This window comes from Devosia sp. 67-54 (genome assembly GCF_001899075.1).
GTDB lineage: Bacteria > Pseudomonadota > Alphaproteobacteria > Rhizobiales > Devosiaceae > Devosia_A.
The window spans coordinates 60,936-82,358 of the sequence record NZ_MKVA01000002.1; the positions used below are offsets into that span (position 1 = coordinate 60,936).

Annotated in this window: 17 protein-coding genes; 9 read left to right on the top strand and 8 right to left on the bottom strand. The window is 68.0% G+C overall.

The annotated features are described in order from the left end of the window. The first annotated feature begins 53 nt into the window (after positions 1 to 53). On the top strand, positions 54 to 1,691 hold the full coding sequence (locus tag BGO82_RS01020) for a heparinase II/III family protein (protein ID WP_291303681.1): 1,638 nt from the start codon (positions 54 to 56) through the stop codon (positions 1,689 to 1,691). Here the strand turns inward: BGO82_RS01020 and leuB are convergent. Further along, positions 1,688 to 2,785 (bottom strand): 3-isopropylmalate dehydrogenase, encoded by a 1,098-nt coding sequence (gene leuB / locus BGO82_RS01025; RefSeq protein ID WP_291303682.1) that lies wholly within the window; start codon positions 2,783 to 2,785, stop codon positions 1,688 to 1,690. The two genes, BGO82_RS01020 and leuB, sit on opposite strands and share 4 nt — an antisense overlap. Before the next feature lie 138 nt (positions 2,786 to 2,923). Continuing rightward, positions 2,924 to 4,189, bottom strand: coding sequence for a Glu/Leu/Phe/Val dehydrogenase (locus BGO82_RS01030; RefSeq protein ID WP_291303683.1), 1,266 nt, complete (start codon positions 4,187 to 4,189; stop codon positions 2,924 to 2,926). 181 nt (positions 4,190 to 4,370) lie between these two features. Between BGO82_RS01030 and BGO82_RS01035 the strand changes: the two genes are divergently transcribed. Beyond that, positions 4,371 to 4,754, top strand: a complete 384-nt coding sequence (locus tag BGO82_RS01035; RefSeq protein WP_291303684.1) for a nucleoside diphosphate kinase regulator — start codon at positions 4,371 to 4,373, stop codon at positions 4,752 to 4,754. Positions 4,755 to 4,951: 197 nt separating this feature from the next. Here the strand turns inward: BGO82_RS01035 and leuD are convergent, their stop codons facing one another. Together leuD and BGO82_RS01045 are read right to left on the bottom strand one after the other, a co-directional pair. After that, positions 4,952 to 5,557 carry a 3-isopropylmalate dehydratase small subunit gene (gene leuD / locus BGO82_RS01040; protein WP_291303685.1) on the bottom strand — a complete coding sequence of 202 codons (606 nt, stop codon included), beginning with the start codon at positions 5,555 to 5,557 and terminating at the stop codon, positions 4,952 to 4,954. Positions 5,558 to 5,813: 256 nt separating this feature from the next. After that, entirely contained in the window at positions 5,814 to 6,194 is a 381-nt protein-coding gene (locus BGO82_RS01045; protein ID WP_291303686.1) for a glyoxalase superfamily protein, read from the bottom strand. A gap of 267 nt (positions 6,195 to 6,461) precedes the next feature. Between BGO82_RS01045 and BGO82_RS01050 the strand changes: the two genes are divergently transcribed. Together BGO82_RS01050 and purH are read left to right on the top strand one after the other, a co-directional pair. Next, positions 6,462 to 8,264, top strand: coding sequence for an ABC transporter ATP-binding protein (locus BGO82_RS01050; RefSeq protein WP_291303687.1), 1,803 nt, complete (start codon positions 6,462 to 6,464; stop codon positions 8,262 to 8,264). Between the two features lie 80 nt (positions 8,265 to 8,344). Continuing rightward, the gene (gene purH, locus BGO82_RS01055) at positions 8,345 to 9,931 is read left to right on the top strand and encodes a bifunctional phosphoribosylaminoimidazolecarboxamide formyltransferase/IMP cyclohydrolase (RefSeq protein ID WP_291303688.1); all 1,587 of its coding nucleotides are present in this window, start codon (positions 8,345 to 8,347) and stop codon (positions 9,929 to 9,931) included. On the opposite strand, the gene BGO82_RS01060 is transcribed toward purH, so the two are convergent. From BGO82_RS01060 to BGO82_RS01070, 3 genes are read right to left on the bottom strand one after another with little or no spacing between them, the layout of a single operon-like run. Beyond that, positions 9,932 to 10,321 (bottom strand): PIN domain-containing protein, encoded by a 390-nt coding sequence (locus BGO82_RS01060; RefSeq protein WP_291303689.1) that lies wholly within the window; start codon positions 10,319 to 10,321, stop codon positions 9,932 to 9,934. Further along, positions 10,318 to 10,551 carry a type II toxin-antitoxin system VapB family antitoxin gene (locus BGO82_RS01065; protein ID WP_291303690.1) on the bottom strand — a complete coding sequence of 78 codons (234 nt, stop codon included), beginning with the start codon at positions 10,549 to 10,551 and terminating at the stop codon, positions 10,318 to 10,320. Before BGO82_RS01065 ends, BGO82_RS01060 begins: the two co-directional genes overlap by 4 nt. A gap of 54 nt (positions 10,552 to 10,605) precedes the next feature. Next, positions 10,606 to 15,360 (bottom strand): NAD-glutamate dehydrogenase, encoded by a 4,755-nt coding sequence (locus BGO82_RS01070; RefSeq protein ID WP_291303691.1) that lies wholly within the window; start codon positions 15,358 to 15,360, stop codon positions 10,606 to 10,608. 121 nt (positions 15,361 to 15,481) lie between these two features. Between BGO82_RS01070 and BGO82_RS01075 the strand changes: the two genes are divergently transcribed. From BGO82_RS01075 to ybaK, 4 genes are all read left to right on the top strand, one after another. Then, positions 15,482 to 16,828: an oligosaccharide flippase family protein gene (locus BGO82_RS01075; RefSeq protein WP_291303692.1), complete on the top strand. Its 1,347-nt coding sequence runs from the start codon at positions 15,482 to 15,484 to the stop codon at positions 16,826 to 16,828. Between the two features lie 82 nt (positions 16,829 to 16,910). Further along, positions 16,911 to 18,311, top strand: a complete 1,401-nt coding sequence (gene leuC, locus BGO82_RS01080) for a 3-isopropylmalate dehydratase large subunit (protein ID WP_291303693.1) — start codon at positions 16,911 to 16,913, stop codon at positions 18,309 to 18,311. 148 nt (positions 18,312 to 18,459) lie between these two features. Beyond that, a complete protein-coding gene (locus BGO82_RS01085) occupies positions 18,460 to 18,876 on the top strand; it encodes a metallopeptidase family protein (RefSeq protein WP_291303694.1) in 417 nt (138 codons plus the stop codon). A gap of 85 nt (positions 18,877 to 18,961) precedes the next feature. Continuing rightward, positions 18,962 to 19,435: a Cys-tRNA(Pro) deacylase gene (gene ybaK / locus BGO82_RS01090; protein WP_291303695.1), complete on the top strand. Its 474-nt coding sequence runs from the start codon at positions 18,962 to 18,964 to the stop codon at positions 19,433 to 19,435. Between the two features lie 90 nt (positions 19,436 to 19,525). Here ybaK and argC read toward each other — a convergent pair whose 3' ends face one another. Further along, a complete protein-coding gene (gene argC, locus BGO82_RS01095) occupies positions 19,526 to 20,476 on the bottom strand; it encodes an N-acetyl-gamma-glutamyl-phosphate reductase (protein WP_291303696.1) in 951 nt (316 codons plus the stop codon). 106 nt (positions 20,477 to 20,582) lie between these two features. On the opposite strand from argC, the gene deoD reads away from it, so the two are divergent. Further along, complete coding sequence (gene deoD, locus BGO82_RS01100) at positions 20,583 to 21,296, top strand: purine-nucleoside phosphorylase (protein WP_291303697.1); 714 nt, start codon at positions 20,583 to 20,585, stop codon at positions 21,294 to 21,296. Positions 21,297 to 21,423: the final 127 nt, after the last annotated feature.

Here is a 21,423-nt window from a genome sequence, read left to right on the forward strand (position 1 = left end):
TCTTTTGTCCGGTGCGAAGCGGACGGGCAGCACGCATTGTCTAAGAGGGCCGGTTGGCAAACCCGATAGCGTTTCTTGCGCGCCGCAGCGCCAAGCGGGCCGCCGACTTCGCCGTCAGCAACCCGCTGATCCGCTGGGTCTGGACCGGGCCCGGCAACGAAGACTACGGCAGCGCGCTGAGCGAATTCCGCCCGACCGATCGCGAATCCGTGCTCGAGATGATGCAGGGCCGCTACCTGCTCGCCAACAAGCTGGTGGATACGCATGGCGTGTCGCCGTTCGCGGTCGAGATGGTGCATGACGACTGGCTCGACGACCTGCAGGCCTTCGACTGGCTGCGGCATTTCCGCGATGCGCGCACCGACGAGGAACGCGGCTTCGCGCGCAGCCTGGCGCTCGACTGGATCGACCGCGACGGGCGCTTCGACCGCATGGTCTGGGGGCTGTCGCTGACGGCGCGGCGGGTGCTCAACTGGCTGAGGCATTTCAACATCCTGGTCGAGGGCGCCAATGCCGATGATGCGGCGCTGATCGCGCGCTCGCTGGGCACGCAGATCCAGTCGCTGAAGCTTCGGGCGCCGTTCGCCGACGATCCGGTGGACGGGCTGATGGCGGCGATCGCGCTGCTCGGCGTCGCGCTGTGCGACCAGGACCGCGAGACCGAGATCGCGGCGCGGCTCGAGCGCGTCAACGCGCTGCTCGACCGGCAGATCGACGAGGACGGGCTGCACCGCTCGCGCTCGGCCAAGGTGCAGCTGATGCTGATGGTCGAGCTCACGACGCTGCGCCAGGCGCTGCTGCGGCAGTCCGACACCTATCGCAACGAGCTCAACGAAGTGCTGGATTCGATGCATGTGGCGCTCGACGCCATCTCGCTCGGCACCGGCGAGGCGGCGTATTTCAACGGCACCGGGCAGATGGCGCATGACGTCATCGTTTCGGTGCAGGCGCAGAATCCGGCGCGGGCGCGCTCCACCGGCACCGCCGGCGGCTATGGGCGGCTGATCTGGGGCGGCTCGATCGTGGTCGCCGATTCCGGCCTCGTGCCGCCGCCCGATTATTCGCGCCACATGCATGCGAGCGCGCTGGCCTTCGAGTTCAGCCACGGCCGCGACCTGGTGGTGTGCAATTGCGGCCCCGCCCCGGCCGACATGCCCGACAGCGAGCTGCTGTTCCGGCAGGGCATCGCGCATTCGGCGCCGACCATCAATGCGCTGAGCGCGGCGGCCATCCCGCTGCGCGGGCCGCTCAAGCACCGCGTGGTCCGGGTCGGGCGCGACCCCGACATGGGCACCGAGGAGGCCGACCACTCGCTGGTCATGCGCACGCATGGTTATGCCGAGCGCTTTGGCGTGGTGCTCGAGCGGCGGCTGACGCTGCTCGCCGAGGGCAATTCGCTGATGGGGCAGGACCGCATGCTGAAGGCGCGCGGCCGCATGTCGGGCGCCTGCGCCATCCGCTTCCACCTCGCGCACCAGACGCAGGTCGAGGCGGCGCGCGACATGGTCAAGCTCCGTCTCGCCTCGGGCGCGGTGTGGAACTTCCTGTGGGAAGGCGGCGAGATGCGGATCGAGGATTCGGTGCGGCAGTCGGCCTATTTCGGCTTCCACCGCACCAAGCAGATCGTGCTCGACGTGCTCGTCGGCGAGATCAGCGAGCTGAGCTGGATCTTCACCCTCGACGAGGGCTAAGCCGCGAGCTTCCCGCGGATGGCGGCGCCCATCGCCTCGGTGCCGATCGACTTGCCGCCCTGGGCGATATCGCCGGTCCTCAGGCCGTCGTCGAGCACGGCGGCGATGGCCGCCTCGAGCCGGTCGGCGAGCTCGATCATGCCGAAGGAATAGCGCAGCGCCATGGCGAAGCTCGCCAGCATGGCGATGGGGTTGGCGATGCCCTTGCCGGCGATGTCGGGGGCCGAGCCGTGCACCGGCTCGTACAGCGCCTTGCGCTTGCCGCTGGCCTTGTCGGGCGCGCCGAGCGAGGCCGAGGGCAGCATGCCGAGCGAGCCGGTGAGCATCGCCGCGGCGTCGGAGAGCACGTCGCCGAAGAGGTTGTCGGTCACCATCACGTCGAACTGCTTGGGATTGCGCACGAGCTGCATCGCGGCATTGTCGGCGAGGATGTGCTCGAAGCGGAGGTCGGGGTAATCCCTGGCCACGGCCTGCGCCACCTCGTCCCACAGCACGCCGGACTTCATGACGTTCTTCTTGTCGGCCGAATGCACCAGCTTGCGGCGGGTGCGGGCGAGATCGCAGGCGACGCGCACGATGCGGTCGATCTCGTAGGTTTCGTACACCTGGGTGTCGACGGCGCGCTTCTGGCCGTTGCCGAGGTCGGTGATGGTCTTGGGCTCGCCGAAATAGACGCCGCCGGTGAGCTCGCGCACGATCAGGATGTCGAGGCCTTCGATCAGCTCCTTCTTGAGCGAGGAGGCGTCGGCGAGGGCGGGATAACAGATCGCCGGGCGGAGGTTGGCGAACAGGCCGAGGTCCTTGCGCAGGCGCAGCAGGCCGGCCTCGGGGCGCACCTCGTAGGGCACCTTGTCCCATTTCGGCCCGCCCACGGCGCCGAAGATCACCGCGTCGGCAGCCAGCGCCTTGTGCATGTCGGCATCCGAAATGGCAGCGCCGTGCCTGTCGTAGGCGGAGCCGCCGACGAGGCCGCGGTCGGTGGCGAAATCGGTCTTCTGCTCGGCATTGAGCCAGGCGACGAGCTTTTCGACCTCCGCCATCACCTCGACGCCGATGCCGTCGCCGGGAAGCAGGAAGAGCGTGTGGGTGGCCATGTCGATCCTCGAAAGATTTGGGTGTGCTCGCGCTGGCCGCACATAGGGGCATTTGCCCCGGGCGCGCAAGACGGCGGATGTGCGACGGGGCCGGCAGCGCTGCCGGCCCCGTCGGGTGTGCGATCGGGCCCTGCCGGCTCAGCCGACGAAGAAGGGCTGCGTGCCGTGCGCCTCGATGGCGCTCGCCAGCCGGCCGAGCGCGTGGATATAGGCGGCGGTGCGCATCGGCACCTTGCGGTCGGCAGCGATGATCCAGATGGCGCGGCCCTCGCGCTCGACGATCTTGAGCAGCCGGGCGTGGATCTCCTCGAGGTCCCAGTAATAGCCCTGCCGGTTCTGCACCCACTCGAAATAGGAGACGGTGACGCCGCCGGCATTGGCGAGGATGTCGGGCAGCACCACGATGCCGCGTTCGGCGAGGATGCGGTCGGCATCGGGGGTCACCGGACCGTTGGCGAGCTCGAGCAGCACCCGGGCCTTGATGGTGCCGGCGTTGTCGGCAGTGATCATGTCCTCGAGCGCGGCCGGCACCAGCAGATCGGCCTCGACGGCGATCAGCGCCGCGGGGTCGATCACCTTGGCGCCGAGCTCGGCGGCAAGGTCGGTCACGCGCCTGCCGGCCTGCTTACCGGCCAGCAGTTTCGGCACGTCGAGCCCGTCGGGCTTCGCGATGGCGCCGGTCGAGTCGGACACGGCGACCACCAGATGGCCGTCGGCGGCCGCCAGTTCGGCGTAATACTGGCCGGCATTGCCGAAGCCCTGGATGGCGACGGTGTGCCGGCCTTCGAGGCCGAGCTCCTTCGCGAGATGGCGCACCAGGTAATAGCCGCCGCGGGCGGTGGCGTCGTTGCGGCCGAGCGAGCCGCCCAGCGCGATCGGCTTGCCGGTGATCACCGCCGGCGAGACGCTGCCGACGATCTGACCGTATTCATCGGCCATCCAGCCCATGATCATGGCGTTGGTGTAGACGTCGGGCGCCGGGATGTCGCGGTCAGGGCCGACGGTGCGGGCGAAGGCCTGGATGTAGGCGCGCGACAGGCGCTCGAGCTCGGATTTGGAGAGCTGGCGCGGATCGACGCGCACGGCGCCCTTGCCGCCGCCATAGGGCAGGTTCATCACCGCGCATTTGAAGGTCATCCAGAAGGCCAGCGTCTCCACCTCCTCGACCGAGGCGTCGGGATGGAAGCGGATGCCGCCCTTGGTGGGGCCGCGGGTGTCGTCGTAGCGGCAGCGCCAGGCGACGAAGGATTTGCGCGAGCCGTCGTCCATGCGGATCAGCAGCCGGGCCTTGGTGGTCTCGCGCGGATATTTCAGCTTTTCGATGACGTCCGGGTCGATCTGCAGATGGCTGGCTGCATCTTCGAGCCGGACCAGCGCGCGGTCGAGCAATGTCTCTTCCGTCATATTTGTGTCCCCTGAACAGAAATTGTGCCGCTTGCCCAGACAAGCGGCAGACTGTGTGGCATGGCCATCCATTCAGGTCAACAAAGCTGTCATAATGTGATCATTGTGCAGGCAGTCAGTCTATTGACGAGGCAAGAGTCGCCCGCTCAACTATGGGCTCCGATCCGAGGAGCCTCTGCCGGTGTTTCCGTCGCTGCCTTTGCCCGACATCGTCATCAGGGCCGACGACCATGCGCGCGTGCTGCATCTCGCCGCCGGGGCGCGCGAGCGGCTGCCCTATGTCTCGGCCTATCTCCAGCGCGAGCTCAACCGCGCCGAGATCGTGCAGCCCTGGGAGCGGGGCGGCGTGTCGATGGGCCACAACGTGCTGTTCCGGCTGGACGACGAGCCGCAGGTGCGGATCGGGCGGCTGGCCTATCCGAACCGGCCGTGGGGCGAGCGCGGCAACGTCACCATCCTCGGCCCGGTGGGCGCGGCGCTGATCGGCATGCATGTCGACAGCACCATCGAATGGATCGACGGCGGCCGGGTGCGCACGCTGACGGTGCTGGATTACGGGTTCTAGCCTGAGCGGAGGCATGTCCGGTGGCTGAGGCCCCCCACCCCCATCCCCTCCCCGCAGGGGGGAGGGGGCGATGGAACCGCGTTCTCGGATGTTTCAGTCGGGCTCCCCTCCCCCTTGCGGGGAGGGGCAGGGGGTGGGGGCAAAGACCACCAGATGCGCGTTGCCGACGTGAAAAACCCCGGTGGGGCCGACTCCGCTTAGATCCAGGGGCGGCTGGCGCTGAGCTTGTGCTCGAAGGCGGCGATCTCGGCGCCTTCCTTCATCGTCGCGGCGATGTCGTCGAGGCCCTCAAGCAGCACGTGCCGGCGTGCCGGGTCGATGTCGAAATGGATGGAGCCGCCATCGGGGCCGCGGATGGTCTGCGCCTCGAGATCGACCGAGATGGTGGCGTTGGCGCCGCGCTCGGCGTCGTCCATCAGCAGCTTCAGCTGCTCGGGCGTGACGACGATGGGCAGAATGCCGTTCTTGAAGCAGTTGTTGTAGAAGATGTCGGCAAAACTGGTGGAGATGACGCAGCGGATGCCGAAATCGAGCAGCGCCCAAGGGGCGTGCTCGCGCGAGCTGCCGCAGCCGAAATTGTCGCCGGCGACAATGATCGAGGCGTGGCGGTAGGCCGGCTTGTTGAGCACGAAATCGGGGTTCTCCGAGCCGTCCTCGTTGTAGCGCATCTCGGAGAACAGCGCCGAGCCGAGCCCGGTGCGCTTGATGGTCTTGAGGTACTGCTTGGGAATGATCATGTCCGTGTCGATGTTGATGATCGGCAGCGGCGCGGCGACGCCCGTGAGCTGGGTGAACTTTTCCATGGCAGGATCCTTTCGCCGCGGGTAATGGCGCGTCGCCGGGGCGAGGTCAAGAGCGGCAAGATCGCTGCCGGGATTTACGCGGGCAATGGATTGGCACGAGGGGCGGCGATCGGGGCGTATGGGACGCCGAGTTGCATATCCTCCCGGTGTCATCCCCGCGCAAGCGGGGACCCATGCTTCCCCTTGCGCCAGCATTGAATTGGATCCCCGCTTGCGCGGGGATGACACCTGGTGGTGGGAGCTGGACAGCGAGGCCTCACTCCTTGCCGGCATCCGCCTCGGCGAAGGTGATGCGGTTGTTGACGGGGTCGATGACGGTGAATTCGGTGCCGCCCCATTCGGGGCGTTCGAGGCCGGGGCGGTTGTTCTTGTAGGCCTTGCCGATGAGTTCGGCATGGTAGGCGCGCACGCCGGTGATTTCGACGCGCACATGCGCGCCAGGCGAGCCGTCGCCGTGGTGCTCGGAGACGTGCAGCACGATGCCGGCGCGGCTCACCTGCATGTAGAGCGGCGCGGTGGGCTCGAAGCGGTGCTCCCAGTCGACGGCGAAGCCGAGCCAGTCGACATAGAATTCGCGCGCCTTGGCCTCGTCGAAGCTGCGCAGGATCGGGATGGTGCGAAGATGGGTCAGCGGCATTGCCGGATTGTCCTTCAAGGCTGTTGCGATGCGGCCCTTGCCGCCTCCCTGGCTCTCGGATATAGGGCAACTCGACGCGACACCAACCCAGGGAGGCGCTGCATGTCCATGTCCGTACCGCCTCGCGCGGCGTTTTCCCCGACCGCCTGAGTCGTCGTCGGCCGTCTCGGCCAGCTTCCAACCGCAGCGTCTTTGCTTCCGCCAGCCTGCGGCCTTCTGCAACGCAAATCCACCTGGGACCCGGCGCACCTGCTGCCGGCATACATCATGGCCCGTTTGAAAATCGATCTTCGCGGCGACGCCTATCGCAAGGTGCTGGGCTTCCTCATGGCGCACTGGAAGCACCAGCCGCTGCGCGTCTTCGGCATGTTCGCGCTGTTCATGCTGGCGACGGTCGCCGACGTGCTGACGCCGCTCTATGCCGGCAACCTCGTGACCGCGGTCAGCGGCGGCACCGGTCCCGAGGCGCTGGAGGCGGCGCTGATGGCGTTCGCGATGCTGATCGCGCTCGGCCTCGGCGCCGTCGTGGTGCGGCAGTTCGGCTTCATGGTGCTGATCAAGTTCACGCTCCAGATCATGGCCGACATCGCGCAGAGCGCCTTCCACCGGGTGCAGCGCTTTTCCACCGACTGGCACGCCAACACCTTCGCCGGCTCGACCGTGCGCAAGGTGACGCGCGGCATGTGGGGCGTCGACATGCTCAACGACACGCTGATCATCATGCTGTTCCCCTCGGTGGTGATGCTGGCGGGCACCTCGATCCTGCTCGGCCTGATCTGGCCGCTGATGGGGCTGGTCATCGCCGTCGGCTCGGCGGTCTATATCGGGCTCACGGTGGTGCTCTCGGTCGGCTATGTGTCGCCCGCCGCAACCCTCGCCAATGCCTGGGACACGCGCATGGGCGGGGCGCTGGCCGACGCCATCTCGTGCAACGCCGTGGTCAAGGGGTTCGGCGCCGAGGACCGCGAGGAAGAGCGGCTGAGCCACGTCGTCGGCAAATGGCGGCACCGCACCGAACGCACCTGGAAGCGCGGCACGCTCAATGGCGGCTTCCAGGGCGCGACGCTGATCGTTCTGCGCACCGCCATCGTCGGCGTCGCCATCCTGTTCTGGCAGCAGGGGCTGGCCAGCGCCGGCGACATCGCGCTGGTGCTGACCTCGTTCTTCGTGCTGCAGGGCTATCTGCGCGACATCGGCCAGCACGTGCGCAATCTGCAGCGTTCGGTCAACGACATGGAAGAACTGGTCGAGGTGCAGTTCCACCCGCTCGGCATCGAGGACCGGCCCGGCGCCAGGCCGGCCGTCATCGACGCGGGCGAGGTGCGGTTCGAGCACGTCACGTTCGAATACGGCAAGCACACGACGCCGCTCTACCGCGATTTCTCGGTCACTATTCCGGCCGGGCAGCGGGTGGGGCTGGTCGGCCATTCGGGCTCGGGCAAGACCACCTTCGTCAAGCTGATCCAGCGGCTGCACGACGTGACCGAGGGCGCCATCCTGATCGACGGCCGCGACATCCGCGAGGCGACGCAGGCCTCGCTGAGGGCACAGATCGCCATCGTGCAGCAGGAGCCGATCCTGTTCCACCGCTCGCTGGCCGAGAACATCGCCTATGCGCGGCCGGGGGCGACGCGGCAGGAGATCATCGAGGCGGCAAAGCTCGCCAGCGCGCACGATTTCATCACCGCGCTGCCCAAGGGCTACGAAACGCTGGTGGGCGAACGCGGCGTGAAGCTGTCGGGCGGCGAGCGGCAGCGCGTCGCCATCGCCCGGGCGTTCCTCGCCGACAGCCCGATCCTCATCCTCGACGAGGCGACGAGCTCGCTCGATTCCGAATCCGAGGTGCTGATCCAGAGGGCGATGGAGCGGCTGATGGTGGGGCGCACCACCATCGTCATCGCCCATCGGCTGTCGACGGTGCGGGCGCTCGACCGGCTGCTGGTGTTCGACAAGGGCGCCGTGGTCGAGGAGGGCACGCACGACCAGCTGGTGCGGCGCGAAGGCGGCATCTACCGGCGGCTGTTCGAGCGGCAGGCGCTGGAGCTGACCCGCGGCCTCGCCAACGCCTGACGCAAAAGAGCATGGCCGCCCCGGTTTTCTTCCGCGGGCGGCCATGCTAGCCACCCGCGCGAAACAGCAAGGGTGCCGCCATGCCTAACACCGTCGTTCCCATCCAGCGCGCGCTGCTCAGCGTCTTCGACAAGACCGGTATCGAGGAGTTCGCCAAGGAGCTGGCCCGGCTCGGGGTGGAGCTGGTGTCGACCGGCGGCACGGCCAGGCTGATCGCCGGCACCGGCGCCGCGGTGCGCGACATCGCCGACCTCACCGGCTTTCCCGAAATGATGGATGGGCGGGTGAAGACGCTGCACCCCAAGGTGCATGGCGGTCTGCTGGCGGTGCGCGACAACCCCACCCACAAGGCGGCGCTGGAGGCGCACCAGATCGGCCCGATCGACCTCGTGGTGGTCAATCTCTATCCGTTCGAGGCGACCATCGCCAAGGGCGCCTCCTACGACGAGACCATCGAGAACATCGACATCGGCGGGCCGGCGATGATCCGCTCGGCGGCCAAGAACCACGCCTATGTCACGGTGCTGGTCGATCCCAACGATTACGCGCCGGTGCTCGAGGCGATGCGGCAGCAGGGCGGGGTGCCCTACGAGCTGCGGCAGAAGCTCGCCGCCAAGGCCTATGCCCGCACCGCAGCGTACGATTCCGTCATCTCCAACTGGTTCGCGCAGACGCTCGGCTATAGCGACATTCCATACCGCACCTTCGGCGGTCGCCTCGCCGAGGTGATGCGCTATGGCGAGAACCCGCACCAATGGGCCGCCTTCTACAGCAATGGCGACACGCGGCCGGGCGTCGCCACCGCCACGCAGGTGCAGGGCAAGTCGCTGAGCTACAACAACCTCAACGACACCGACGCCGCCTTCGAGCTGATCTCGGAATTCGATCCGGCGGTGCCTGCGGTCGCCATCATCAAGCATGCCAATCCGTGTGGCGTTGCGACCGGTACGTCACTGGCCGATGCTTACCAGAAGGCGTTCCGCTGCGATCCGGTGTCGGCGTTTGGTGGCATCGTGGCGCTGAACCAGGAGATCGACGCGACCACTGCCGGCGAGATCACCAAGATCTTCACCGAGGTGATCGTCGCCCCCGCGGCCAGCGCCGAAGCGCAGAAGATCATCGCCACCAAGAAGAATCTGCGCCTCCTGCTCACCGGGTCGCTGGCCGATCCGAAGGCGGCGGGCCTGACCTTCAAGTCACTCGCGGGCGGCATGCTGGTGCAGAGCCGCGACAGCGGCCGCATCAACGAGGTCGAGCTCAAGGTGGTGACGCACAAGCAGCCGAGCGCGGCCGAACTGGCCGACCTCAAGCTCGCCATGACGGTGGCCAAGCACGTCAAGTCCAACGCCATCGTCTATGTGAAGGACGGGGCCACCGTGGGCATCGGCGCCGGGCAGATGAGCCGGGTCGACAGCTCGCGCATCGCGCACCGCAAATCGGTGGATGCGGCGCAGGCCGCCGGCCTCGACGAGGCGCTGACCAAGGGCTCGGTGGTCGCCTCCGACGCGTTCTTTCCGTTCCCCGACGGCATGCTGGCGGCGGTCGAGGCCGGCGCCACCGCCGTCATCCAGCCGGGCGGTTCGGTCAACGACCAGGCCGTCATCGACGCCGCCAACGAGAAGGGCGTCGCCATGGTGCTCACCGGCATGCGCCATTTTAGACACTAGTTACCGAACGACGCGCAGCCCCAGATGCCGCTCGAAGTGATCGAAGTCGCGGTCGTTGTGGAGCAGGCTGTGCCCATGCATGAGGCAATAGGTGGCGACGATCAGGTCGACGCTTGAGCGGATGGTGATGCCGATCGCGCGCAGCGTGCGGAAGTGCCGCGCGGCCAAAGCGGCGATTTCGGCATCGACCATCGGCGTGATGCCGTAGGCCCGGAACCTCGCTTCCTGGATCAGCGCCTCGCGCTCCGAGCGCACGCCGCGCAGCACTTCGAGCACGACGACATCGCCGGCGATGATTTCGCCCTGATCGGATGCCCGCAGTTGCCGCACCTGCCGCGTGTCGCGCTGGCGGATATTGTCGATCCAGACCGAACTGTCCGCGACGATCACCGCTCGGGCCCGAACCGCGCCTCGTCCTCGGCGAACGCCGGCGCCTCGGCCGGAGCGGCAAGCCCGTCGTCCCAGTCGATGCCGCGCATACCGTCCACCAGATCCTTGAAAGCGGCAATCTTCAGCGTCCGCCGCATGGCCTCCTCCACGGCGCCCTTCTTGGTGGTCTGGCCGGTGGCCTTCATCGTCGCGGCCATCAATTCGTCGTCGATGTCGATGTTGGTGCGCATCACATCCTCGATGTGTATGGTTTCAGAAAAACATACACATCGGGGCGTTCGGCTTCAAGCCGAACGGGCCAGATCCGACAGTAGGCCCGCGGCGACGCTCAGGCGCGACACGGTCATCTCGCCTTGCGTGAGGCCGTGCACGGCGGCGGCGACGCGCTCCACGGCGTCGGGGTGGGCCTGGCGCCAGGCGGCGAGGCGGGTTTCGATCTCGCCGCGGCCGGCGGCCAGCACATCGGCAGTGAGGTCGCGCTGCGCCCGCATCAGATTGGCCAGCGCCCGGTCGAGCGCCATGCGGTCGAAGCGGTCGGCCAGCGCGATGCGGCTGCCGGTCTCCACCACTTCGGCCAACCCGAACAATTCGAGCACGCCGAAGAAGGCCTCGGCCGCCGCCGCCACCGGCGCCTTGCTGCGCTCGGCGACGAGCGCGATGTCGGTGGCAAAGCTCAGGGCGCTGAGCTCGGCGATGCGGCGGGCGATGCCGGGCGGCGCGCCGCCGGCGACGAATTGCGCGGCCCGCGCCGCGATGGCCTCTTCCACCGAGGGCGGCAGCAGGGCGCCGAGCAGGCCGGTCACGTCGGTCACGCCCTGCGCATAGGTCAGCACCAGGTCGGCCAGCGGCACCCGCCAGTCGGCATTGCGCAGCAGCCACAGCGTCTCGCGCTCGAGCAGGGCGCCGAGCTCGGCATAAAGCGCCAGTTGCGTTGCGCCGGAGACCTGCCCGTCGAGTGCATCGATCTCGCCATAGAGCCGCTCCAGCCCGTAGGCGTCGCGCGCCAGCATGAACGCCGCCGCCACCTGGCCGGGATCGGTCGAGGTCGCCGCCATCAGCTTGACCACGAAGGCGGGGCCGCCGCGGTTGATCATGGCGTTGGCGATCACCGTGGCGATCACCTCGCGCCGCAGCCGATGCGTCGCCACCGCGTCGGGGTAGCGGTCGCAGAGCTTCGGCGGAAAGTATTTGAACAGCTCGTGCCCGAGATAGGCATCGTCGGGCGCGTCGGTGGCCAGCAGATCGGCGTAGAGCGAGTTCTTGGCGTAGGCGAGGATGGTCGCGAGCTCCGGCCGCGTCAGTCCCTTGCCGGCCAGCGCGCGGGCGTCGAGCGTGGCGTCGTCGGGCAGGAATTCCACCGCCCGGTCGAGCTGGCCGCGCGCCTCGAGGCTTTCGATCAGCGCCCGGTGGTCTGGCAACGCCCCCAATCCGGCGCGCTGCGCCAGCGACAGCGCCAGCGGCTGCAGATAATTGTTGCGCAGGCAGAGCGCCGCCACCTCGTCGGTCATCGCGACGAGGAACGCATTGCGCCCGTCCATGTCGAGCTGGCCGGCGCGCAGCACGGAATTGAGCGCGATCTTGACGTTGACCTCGATGTCGGAGGCGTTGACGCCGGCGGAATTGTCGATGGCGTCGGTGTCGATGCGGCCGCCCTTGAGCGCGTAGTCGACGCGGCCGCGCTGCGTCACGCCCAGATTGGCGCCTTCGCCCACCACTCTGGCGCGAATGTCGCGGCCGGCGATGCGGATGGCGTCGTTGGCGCGGTCGCCCACCTCGGCATCGGTCTCGTCGGACCCGCGCACATACGTGCCGATGCCGCCGAACCAGAGCAGGTCCACCTCGGCCCTGAGGATGGCGGTCATCACCTCCTGCGGCGTCACCGGATCGGGACCCAGCCCCAGCGCGCGGCGCGCCGCGTCGGAGAGCGGCACGGTCTTGAGGCTGCGCGCATAGACGCCGCCGCCCGGGCTCAGCACTTGCTTGTCGTAATCCTGCCAGCTCGAGCGCGGCAGCGCGAACAGCCGCTGCCGCTCGGCCAGCGACCGTTTCGGGTCGGGGTCGGGATCGATGAAGATGTCGCGATGGTCGAAGGCGGCGACCAGCCGCAGCTCGGGGCTGAGCAGCATGCCGTTGCCGAACACGTCGCCGCTCATGTCGCCGACGCCGACCACGGTGAACGGCGAGGTCTGGATGTCGCGGTCCAGCTCGCGGAAATGCCGCTTCACCGCCTCCCAGGCGCCGCGCGCGGTGATTCCCATCTTCTTGTGGTCGTAGCCGTGCGAGCCGCCCGAGGCGAAGGCGTCGCCCAGCCAGTAATTGCGGCCGAGCGCGATGGCGTTGGCGGTGTCGGAAAAGCTCGCGGTGCCCTTGTCGGCGGCCACCACCAGATACGGGTCGTCGCCGTCGCGGCGCCGCACGTCGGGCGGCGGCAGCACGATGTCGCCCTCGAGATTATCGGTCACGTCGAGCAGCGTCTGGATGAAGATGGTGTAGCAGGCGGTGCCTTCGCGCAGCGTCGTCTCGCGGTCGGCGCCGATCGGCATCATGCGCGGCACGAAGGCGCCCTTGGCGCCCACCGGCACGATGATGGCGTTCTTGACCTGCTGCGCCTTGACCAGCCCGAGCACTTCGGTGCGGAAATCCTCCGGCCGGTCGCTCCAGCGCAGGCCGCCGCGGGCGATGGCGCCGAAGCGCAGATGCAGGCCCTCGACGCGCGGCGAATAGACGAAGATCTCGCGGTAGGGGCGCGGCGCCGGCAGGCCCTCCAGCCTGCTGCAGTCGAACTTGACGGCCAGCGCCGGGCGGCGGTTGCCGGCGCCGTCGCGCTGGAAGGCGTTGGTGCGCACCGCCGCCTCGATCAGGTTCAGCACGCGCCGGATGATGCGGTCCTCGTCGAGCGATTGCGTGGCGTCGAGCGCGGCGGCGATCTGGGCATGCGCCTCGGCGACGGCGCGTTCGCGATTGCCGGAAAAACCCATGTCGAGCTGCGCGTGGAACAGCCGCACCAGCGCTACGGCGATTTCGGGATGCGTATTCAGCACCTGCGCCAGGTAGGCGCGCGAATAGCTGACGCCCACCTGCTTGAGGTAGCGCAGCAGCGCCCGGATGATGCTCACATCGGTCCAGTCGAGCCCGGCGCGCAGCACGAGCTGGTTGATGCCGTCGCTTTCGGCGTCGGCCTGCCACACGGCGAGGATCGCCGCCTCGATCAGCGGCGCCCGCTCGGCGAAGCTGTCGGGCCGCGGGCCGAGCACGTCGAGCACCATGTCGTGGATGTAGCAGGGCGCGCCGCCCGCCGGCTCCACCGTATAGGTGCGCTCGTCGATGACGCGGAAGCCGAAATTCTCCAGCATCGGCACGCGGTCGCTCAGCGGGATCGGCCGGTCGCGGTGATAGACCTTGAGCCCGTAGGCGCCGTCGCCGTCGGTGCGCACGCTGAGCTTCAGCGCCAGGCTGGTGTCGCCTTCGAGCTTTTCGATCACGCCGATGTCGGCGAGGGCGTCGACCGCCGAATTGCGCGCCTGGTAGGCCGCCGGGAAGGCTGCGCGCCAGGTCCCGAGGTCGCGCTCGCCGCCGGCCGCCTCGAGCCGGTCGCCGAAGGTCAGGATGATGTCGCCGACGGCGTCTTCGAGCTCGTCGCGCGTCAGGCGCGGGGTGCGCCCGCCATTGCGCCCGATGATGAAATGCACGCGCACGAGCTCGCCTTCGGGGAAGCTCGGATAATAGGCCGATACGCGCCCGTCATAGATGCGCGCCAGGTAGAGCCCGATGCGCTCGCGCGCCTCGGAGGTGTAGCGTTCGCGCGGCACGAAGACGAGCACCGAGACGAAATTGTCGAAGCGGTCGATGCGCGGCAGCACCCGCACCCGCGGCCGGTCGGCCAGCGCCGCGATCTCCTTGGCGAAGCCGAAGAGCTGGTCCTCGGTGATCTGGAACAATTCGTCGCGCGGGTAGGAATCGAGTGCGGCCATCAGCGACTTGGCGGCGTGGCTCTGCGGCGGATAGGCCCAGCGCCGCATCACCTCGGTCACCTTGCGGCGCACGATGGGCACTTCGAGGTTGGGCGTCGCCAGCGCCATCGAGGTGAACAGCCCGACGATCCGGAGCTCGCCCGACACCGTGCCGTTCTCGCGGTAGAGCTTGACCCCCACATAGTCCATATAGGCGCCGCGCCGGTGCACGCGCGTGCGCCGGTTGGCCTTGGTGACCATGATCGGGTCGGGATCGCCGAGGAACGCCAGGTGCTGCTCGGTCATCTCGACATAGTCGGTGCCGGCGCGCAGGAAGTGGTAGTCCTTGTCCTCGAGGATGCCGAGGCCGGAGCTGACCAGCGGCACGAATTTGGCCTCCGGCCCCTCGCCGTCCAGCCGGTATTCGCGCATCCCCAGGAAGGTGAAATTGTGCTCGGCCAGCCAGGCGATGAACTCCTTGGCCTCCGCCGTGGTCGGCACCGGGGCGCGCGGCGGGTTGAGCTTCCAGTCCTCGACCACGCGGCGCAGCCGCTCCAGCATGGTGCGCCAGGCGCGGGTGGCGCGGTACACTTCGGTCAGCGTGCCGTCGATCTCGGCGATCATCTCGGCGCGCTGCTCGGCCGATTGCAGCGGCTCGATCTCGACCAGCAGCAGGCTTTCGCTGATCGACACCGACGCCGCCTCGTCGAGCACGCGGTGCGATTCCGGGTCGAGATGCAGCACAGGATGCGACATGAAGCTGATGACGCCGCCCTTGGCGCGGATCGCCGCCAGCACGCTGTCGACGATGAACGGCATGTCGGCCGAGAACATTTCGAGGCTCTCGGGCTGGCCGGGCGCCTCGGGCTCGAACTCGAAGATCACGTGGCTGCGGCCTTCGCGCTTGCCCAGCCGCGTATAGGTCCGGCGCAGCATCGTCTCGAGCGCTTCGGGGGTATGGCGGGCGAGGTCGTCGGTTTCGGTGGCCGCCACCGCGGCAGCGAGGAAGCGCGCGAAATTGGGCTCGGAGTCGCGAAGCTGGGCGATCCGCTGCAGCAACGCGCCCCGTGCGTCGACGACCCCGTTCATGACTGCACTCGCCCCCCAATGCCGGCAAATCAGCCGCCGCTGCGAGAGTGTGGCCAACCCGCCCGATTGTCCACTAGCCGGTAAGACCTTCTAAGAACATCCGGCCCATAGTCGTAGGCCCATGGACCACAATCCGCGCTCCGATCTCAAGGGCCTGCTGCGCTCGGGACTCAGCAAATCGCTGGTGTCGCTCGGCATCAAGGTGGCGACGGCGGGGCTGACCTATCTCAGCTACGTCGTGCTGTCGCGCCTGATGGGCGCCACCGACTACGGCTATTTCGCCTTCGGGCTGAGCCTTGCGACCATCCTCGCCATCGGCGCCAATTTCGGCCAGCAGACGGCGATCCTGCGCTACTGGCCGGCGGAAATGGTCGCAGGCCGCCCCGAGCGGGCGCTCAACGCGCTGCGCGCCGGCGGCGCCATCACGCTCATCGCCGGCGTGGTGGTGACGTTCGGCCTGGTGCTCGCAAGCCTTGCGACCGGCGCCAGCGGCCATGGCCCGGTGCTGCATCTCTACGCCGCCGCGGCGCTGATCCTGCCGCTGGCCTTCGCCGAATATTGGAGCTCGGCGCTGCGCGCCCAGGGCTCGGTATGGACCGGCCTGGCGCCGCGCGACCTGATCTGGCGCACGGCGCTGCCGCTGGCGGTGGTGCTGCTGTGGTATGGGGGCGTGACGCTCACCGGCTGGGCGGCGCTGCTGCTGACGGCGGCCATGCTGGTCCTGGCGCTCGGGCTGCAATATCTGTTCGCCCGCGTCCGCCGCTACGAGATCGCCGCCGGCGGCGCGGGCCTCGGCGCCTATTGGCGCGAGCACGGCACCGCCAGCCGCTCGTTCTTTTTCGGCACCGTGCTCGACAGCGCCGCGCTCAATGTCGACATCATCTTCGTGGGCCTGCTGGTGGCGCCGGCCGCCGCCGGCGTCTACTTCAACGCCTTCCGCACCGCGGGCCTGCTGACCCTGTTCATGTTCGCCATCACGCTGGTGGTGGCGCCGATGGTGGCGCACCACTACCACGCCGGCGAAATGCGCAAGGCGCAGGCGATCACGGCATTGTGCGCGTGGGCCGGCTTCCTGTTCTCGCTGGTGGTGTTCGTGGGCTTCCTGCTGTTCGGCGAGCAGGTGATGAGCCTGTTCGGCGGCGACCAGCGGCACGGCGCGCTGCTGCTCGTCATCCTCTCGGTCGGCCTGCTGGTGGATGCCGCCACCGGGCCGTCGCGCATCGTCATGATGATGACCGGGCACGAGCGGGCCTATGTGCGCATCTTCGGCGCGGTGATCGTCGCCGGCATGATCGTGCAGGTGCCGGTGATCCTGGCCTATGGCGCCATCGGCGCCGCCATCGTCAACACCCTCGCCCGCATCGCCGCGCAGCTCGCCATCGCCTGGTACAGCCACCGCCGCATCGGGCTCGACACCACGCTGTTGGGGGCGTTCCTGGTGAACCGCCTGGCCGACCGGGCGGCTTGACCCACCCCGCCGGCCGGGCTTATGACGCCTATCCGGGCCGCAAAGGCCCGTTTTCCGTTCAAATCGCAGGACTTCTTGCCAAATGGGCCGCACGCTGTACGACAAAATCTGGGATGACCACCTGGTCGCGAACAACCCGGACGGCACGTCGCTCATTTACATCGACCGCCACCTCGTCCACGAGGTGACCAGCCCGCAGGCCTTCGAGGGCCTGCGGCTGAACAAGCGCAAGGTGCGCGCGCCCGAACGCACGCTGGCGGTGGTCGACCACAACGTCCCCACCACTGACCGCTCGCTGCCCAATCCGGACCCCGAAAGCGCCATCCAGATCGCGACGCTGGCCGAGAACACGCGCGATTTCGGCATCGAATATTACGACCCCTTCGACGTCCGGCAGGGGATCGTCCACATCGTCGGGCCGGAGCAGGGCTTCACGCTGCCCGGCATGACCATCGTGTGCGGCGACTCGCATACGTCGACGCATGGCGCCTTCGGCGCCCTGGCGCACGGCATCGGCACCTCCGAGGTCGAGCATGTGCTGGCGACGCAGACGCTGATCCAGCAGAAGGCCAAGAACATGCTGGTGCGGGTCGACGGGCAATTGCCGCCCGGCGTCACCGCCAAGGACATCATCCTCGCCATCATCGGCGAGATCGGCACCGCCGGCGGCACCGGCCACGTCATCGAATTTGCCGGCGAAGCGATCCGCGCGCTGTCGATGGAAGGCCGCATGACCATCTGCAACATGACCATCGAGGGCGGCGCCCGCGCCGGGCTGATCGCGCCCGACGAAACGACGTTCGCCTATGTGAAGGGCCGCCCGCGCGCGCCAAAAGGCGAAGCCTTCGACATGGCGCTCGACTACTGGAAGACGCTGAAGTCCGACGACGACGCGCACTACGACAAGGTGGTGGTGCTCGACGCCGCCAAGCTGCCGCCGATCGTCAGTTGGGGCTCGTCGCCCGAGGACGTGATCTCGGTCAAGGGCGTGGTGCCCAACCCGGACGACATCGCCGACGAGAACAAGCGCGCCAGCAAGTGGCGGGCGCTCGACTACATGGGCCTCAAACCCGGCACCAGGATCACCGACATCGCCATCGAGCGCGTGTTCCTGGGCTCGTGCACCAATGGCCGCATCGAGGATCTGCGCGCCGCCGCCAAAATGGTCGCCGGCCGCAAGGTGGCGCCGGGCGTCAGCGCCATGGTGGTGCCGGGCTCGGGCCTGGTGAAGGCGCAGGCCGAGGCGGAAGGGCTCGACGCGATCTTCAAGGCCGCCGGCTTCGAATGGCGCGAGCCGGGCTGCTCGATGTGCCTCGCCATGAACCCCGACAAGCTCAAGCCGCAGGAGCGCTGCGCCTCGACATCCAACCGCAATTTCGAGGGCCGCCAGGGCTTCAAGGGCCGCACCCATCTGGTGTCGCCGCAAATGGCGGCGGCGGCCGCGATCGCGGGGCATTTCGTCGATATCCGCGAGTGGAAGTAACAGAGCCGACACGGCCCTCACCCGGCGCTTCGCGCCACCCTCTCCCCAATGGGGAGAGGGGAGGATGGCGCAGAGGGTATAGTCGGCACCTCCCCTCTCCCCGTCGGGGAGAGGGTTCCTCGCCCAGCGAGGCGGGTGAGGGCCTGCCATGACCGACTGGGCCACCACCGCCGCGCCGTCGCTCGACGAGTTCGAGGCGCTTGCCGTGGCGGCGCTCGAGGCGCTGCCGCAGCCGTTCCGCGACCTGTGCAAGGATGTGCGCTGCTACGTCGCCGAATTCCCCGAGAACGACGTTCTGGACGAGCTCGGCATCGACTCCGAATTCGACCTGATGGGGCTGTTCACAGGGGTCGGCCTCGCGCAGGAGGGCATCGTGCCCACCGGCCGCATGCCCAACGTCGTGCATCTCTATCGCCGCCCCATCCTCGACTACTGGGCCGAGCACGAGGACACCCTCGGCGCCGTCGTCACGCACGTGCTGATCCACGAAATGGGCCATCATTTCGGCTTCTCCGACGCCGACATGGAGGCGCTGGAGGAGCAGGCGGCGCGGGAGGCGAAATAGTGAATAGTGAATGGTGAATGGTGAATGGTGAATGGAGACGCGCTACCATTCACCATTCACCATTCACTGCCGACTGCCTCCTTTCATGTCCCATACCACGCAAGGCACGCTCGCCCTCGACCGGCTCGGCATCGCCTATGAGCTGCGCGCCTATACCTACGATCCCGAGGCGCCGCGGGTTGGGCTGCAGGCGGCCGAGGCGCTCGGGCTCGATCCGGCGCAGACCTTCAAGACGCTGATGCTCGAGCTCGACGGCAGGCCGGTCTGCGCGGTGATCCCCTCCGACCGGGAGGCGAGCCTCAAGAAGGTGGCGCATGTCTTCGGCGGCAAGGCGGCCGAGATGATGAAGGTGCCCGACGCTGAGCGCTCGACCGGCTACAAGGTCGGCGGCATCGGCCCGTTCGGCCAGAAGCGCAAGGTGCCCACCGCCTTCGACGAAACCATCGAGCTCTACGACATCATCTACATCAACGCCGGCCAGCGCGGCCTGCTGCTCGCCATCGCCCCGGCGGATGCGGTGCGGGCGGCGGAGGGCAGGGTGGCCGATCTCACGGTGTGAGCAAGGCCCCCTCACCCGGCTTACTAGGCTCACTGCGTTCGCCAAGTGCGCCGCAGGGCCGGGTGAGGGGGCCTTGCCGCTGGCGCCAGATTACGCCGCGAGGCTCGTGCGCTGCTCGACGCCCAGCATCAGATTGAGGTTCTGCACGGCGGCGCCGGAGGCGCCCTTGCCGAGGTTGTCGTACACCGCGACCAGCGCCGCCTGCGCCCGCTCGTCACTGGCGAAGACGTGCAGCACCATGCGGTTGGTGCCGTTGTAGCGCTCGGGGTTGAGCTCGGGGGTGCGTTCGGCGTCGACCAGCGGCGCCACCTCGACGAAGCCGCCTTGGATGGCGGCGAAATGGTCGGCGATCGCGGCGTGCAGGTCGGCGCCGGTCGGCACCTTGCTGAGCGTCCACAATTGCAGCGGCACGACGGTGATCATGCCCTGCGCGAAATTGCCGACCGCCGGGGTGAACAGCGGCAGGCCGCTGAGCCTGGCGTAGGTCTTCAGCTCGGGCAGGTGCTTGTGCTTGAAGGTCAGCCCGTAGGGCATGAACTCGTTGGCGTCCTCGCCCGCCGCCTCGTAATCGGCGATCATCGATTTGCCGCCGCCGGAATAGCCGGAAATGCCGTGCACGGTGACGGGATGGTCGGCCGGCAGCAGCCCCGCCTCGACCAGCGGCCGCAAGGTGGCGATGGCGCCCTGCGGCCAGCAGCCGGGATTGCCGACGCGCCTAGCCGCGGCGATCCTGCCGGCTTGGCCCTTGTCCATTTCGGCAAAGCCGTAGGTCCAGCCCTCGGCGACGCGATGCGCGGTCGAGGCGTCGATCACCCGCGTGGTGTCGTTCTCGATCAGGCGCACGCTCTCTTTGGCCGCGTCGTCGGGCAGGCAGAGGATGGCGATGTCGGCGGCGTTCAGCAGGCGCTGGCGCTCGGCCTGGTCCTTGCGCTTGTCGGGGGCGATCGACAGCAGTTCGAGGTCGCGGCGGTCGGCCAGCCGGTCGCGGATCTGCAGGCCCGTGGTGCCCGCCTCGCCATCGATGAAGACCTTGCTGACCATGTCGTCCTCCCAATCAAGGGGTGAATGCGCGCGCTATATAGAAGTTCACAGGGGCGATGTGTAGTGATGCTTTGCAAGACCGTCATGACAAGAGGGGAGGGGCTTCATGCCGACACCGCATAATTCCGCGCAAAAAGGCGACTACGCCGAGGCCGTGCTGCTGCCGGGCGACCCGCTGCGCAGCAAATGGATCGCCGAAACCTTCCTCAAGGATGCGCGGCAGGTCAACGCCGTGCGCAATTGCCTGGGCTTCACCGGCACATGGAACGGCAAGCCGGTGTCGGTGCAGGCGACCGGCATGGGCCAGCCCTCGCTGTCGATCTATGTGCATGAGCTGATCAACGAATATGGGATCAAGAAGCTGTTCCGCGTCGGCACCGCCGGCGGGCTCAGCGAGCAGGTCCGGGTGCGCGATCTGATCCTGGCGCAGGCGGCGACCACCGACAGCGGCATCGTCAAAAACGGCTTCGGGCCCTATAATTTCGCCCCGATCGCCGATTTTGGCCTGCTGCGGCTCGCCGCGGAAAAGGCCGAGAAAAAGGGCCTCAGCGCCGTGGTCGGCAACATGCTGAGCTCGGACATCTTCTACCATGTCGAACCCGGGCTCGAAGGCTATGGGCGGCTGTTGAGCCACGGTATCCTCGGGGTGGAGATGGAATCGGCGGCGCTCTACACGCTGGCGGCCCGCTTCGGGGTCAAGGCGCTCACCATCTGCGCCGTCAGCGACGACCTCATCCGCAACGAGTTCATGTCCGCCGACGAGCGGCAGAGCTCGCTCAAGGATATGATCGCGCTGGCGCTGGACGTGGCGACGGCCTAGCTGCGGCACCGGTTCTTTTTTGTGCTCTGTCCGAGCGAGCCCGAGGAGGGCTCTCTCGGCCAACCGCGGGGGACTGCCGCTTTCCCGCCGCAAAAGCTCTGATATCGTCCCCTGAGCCACGGGGACG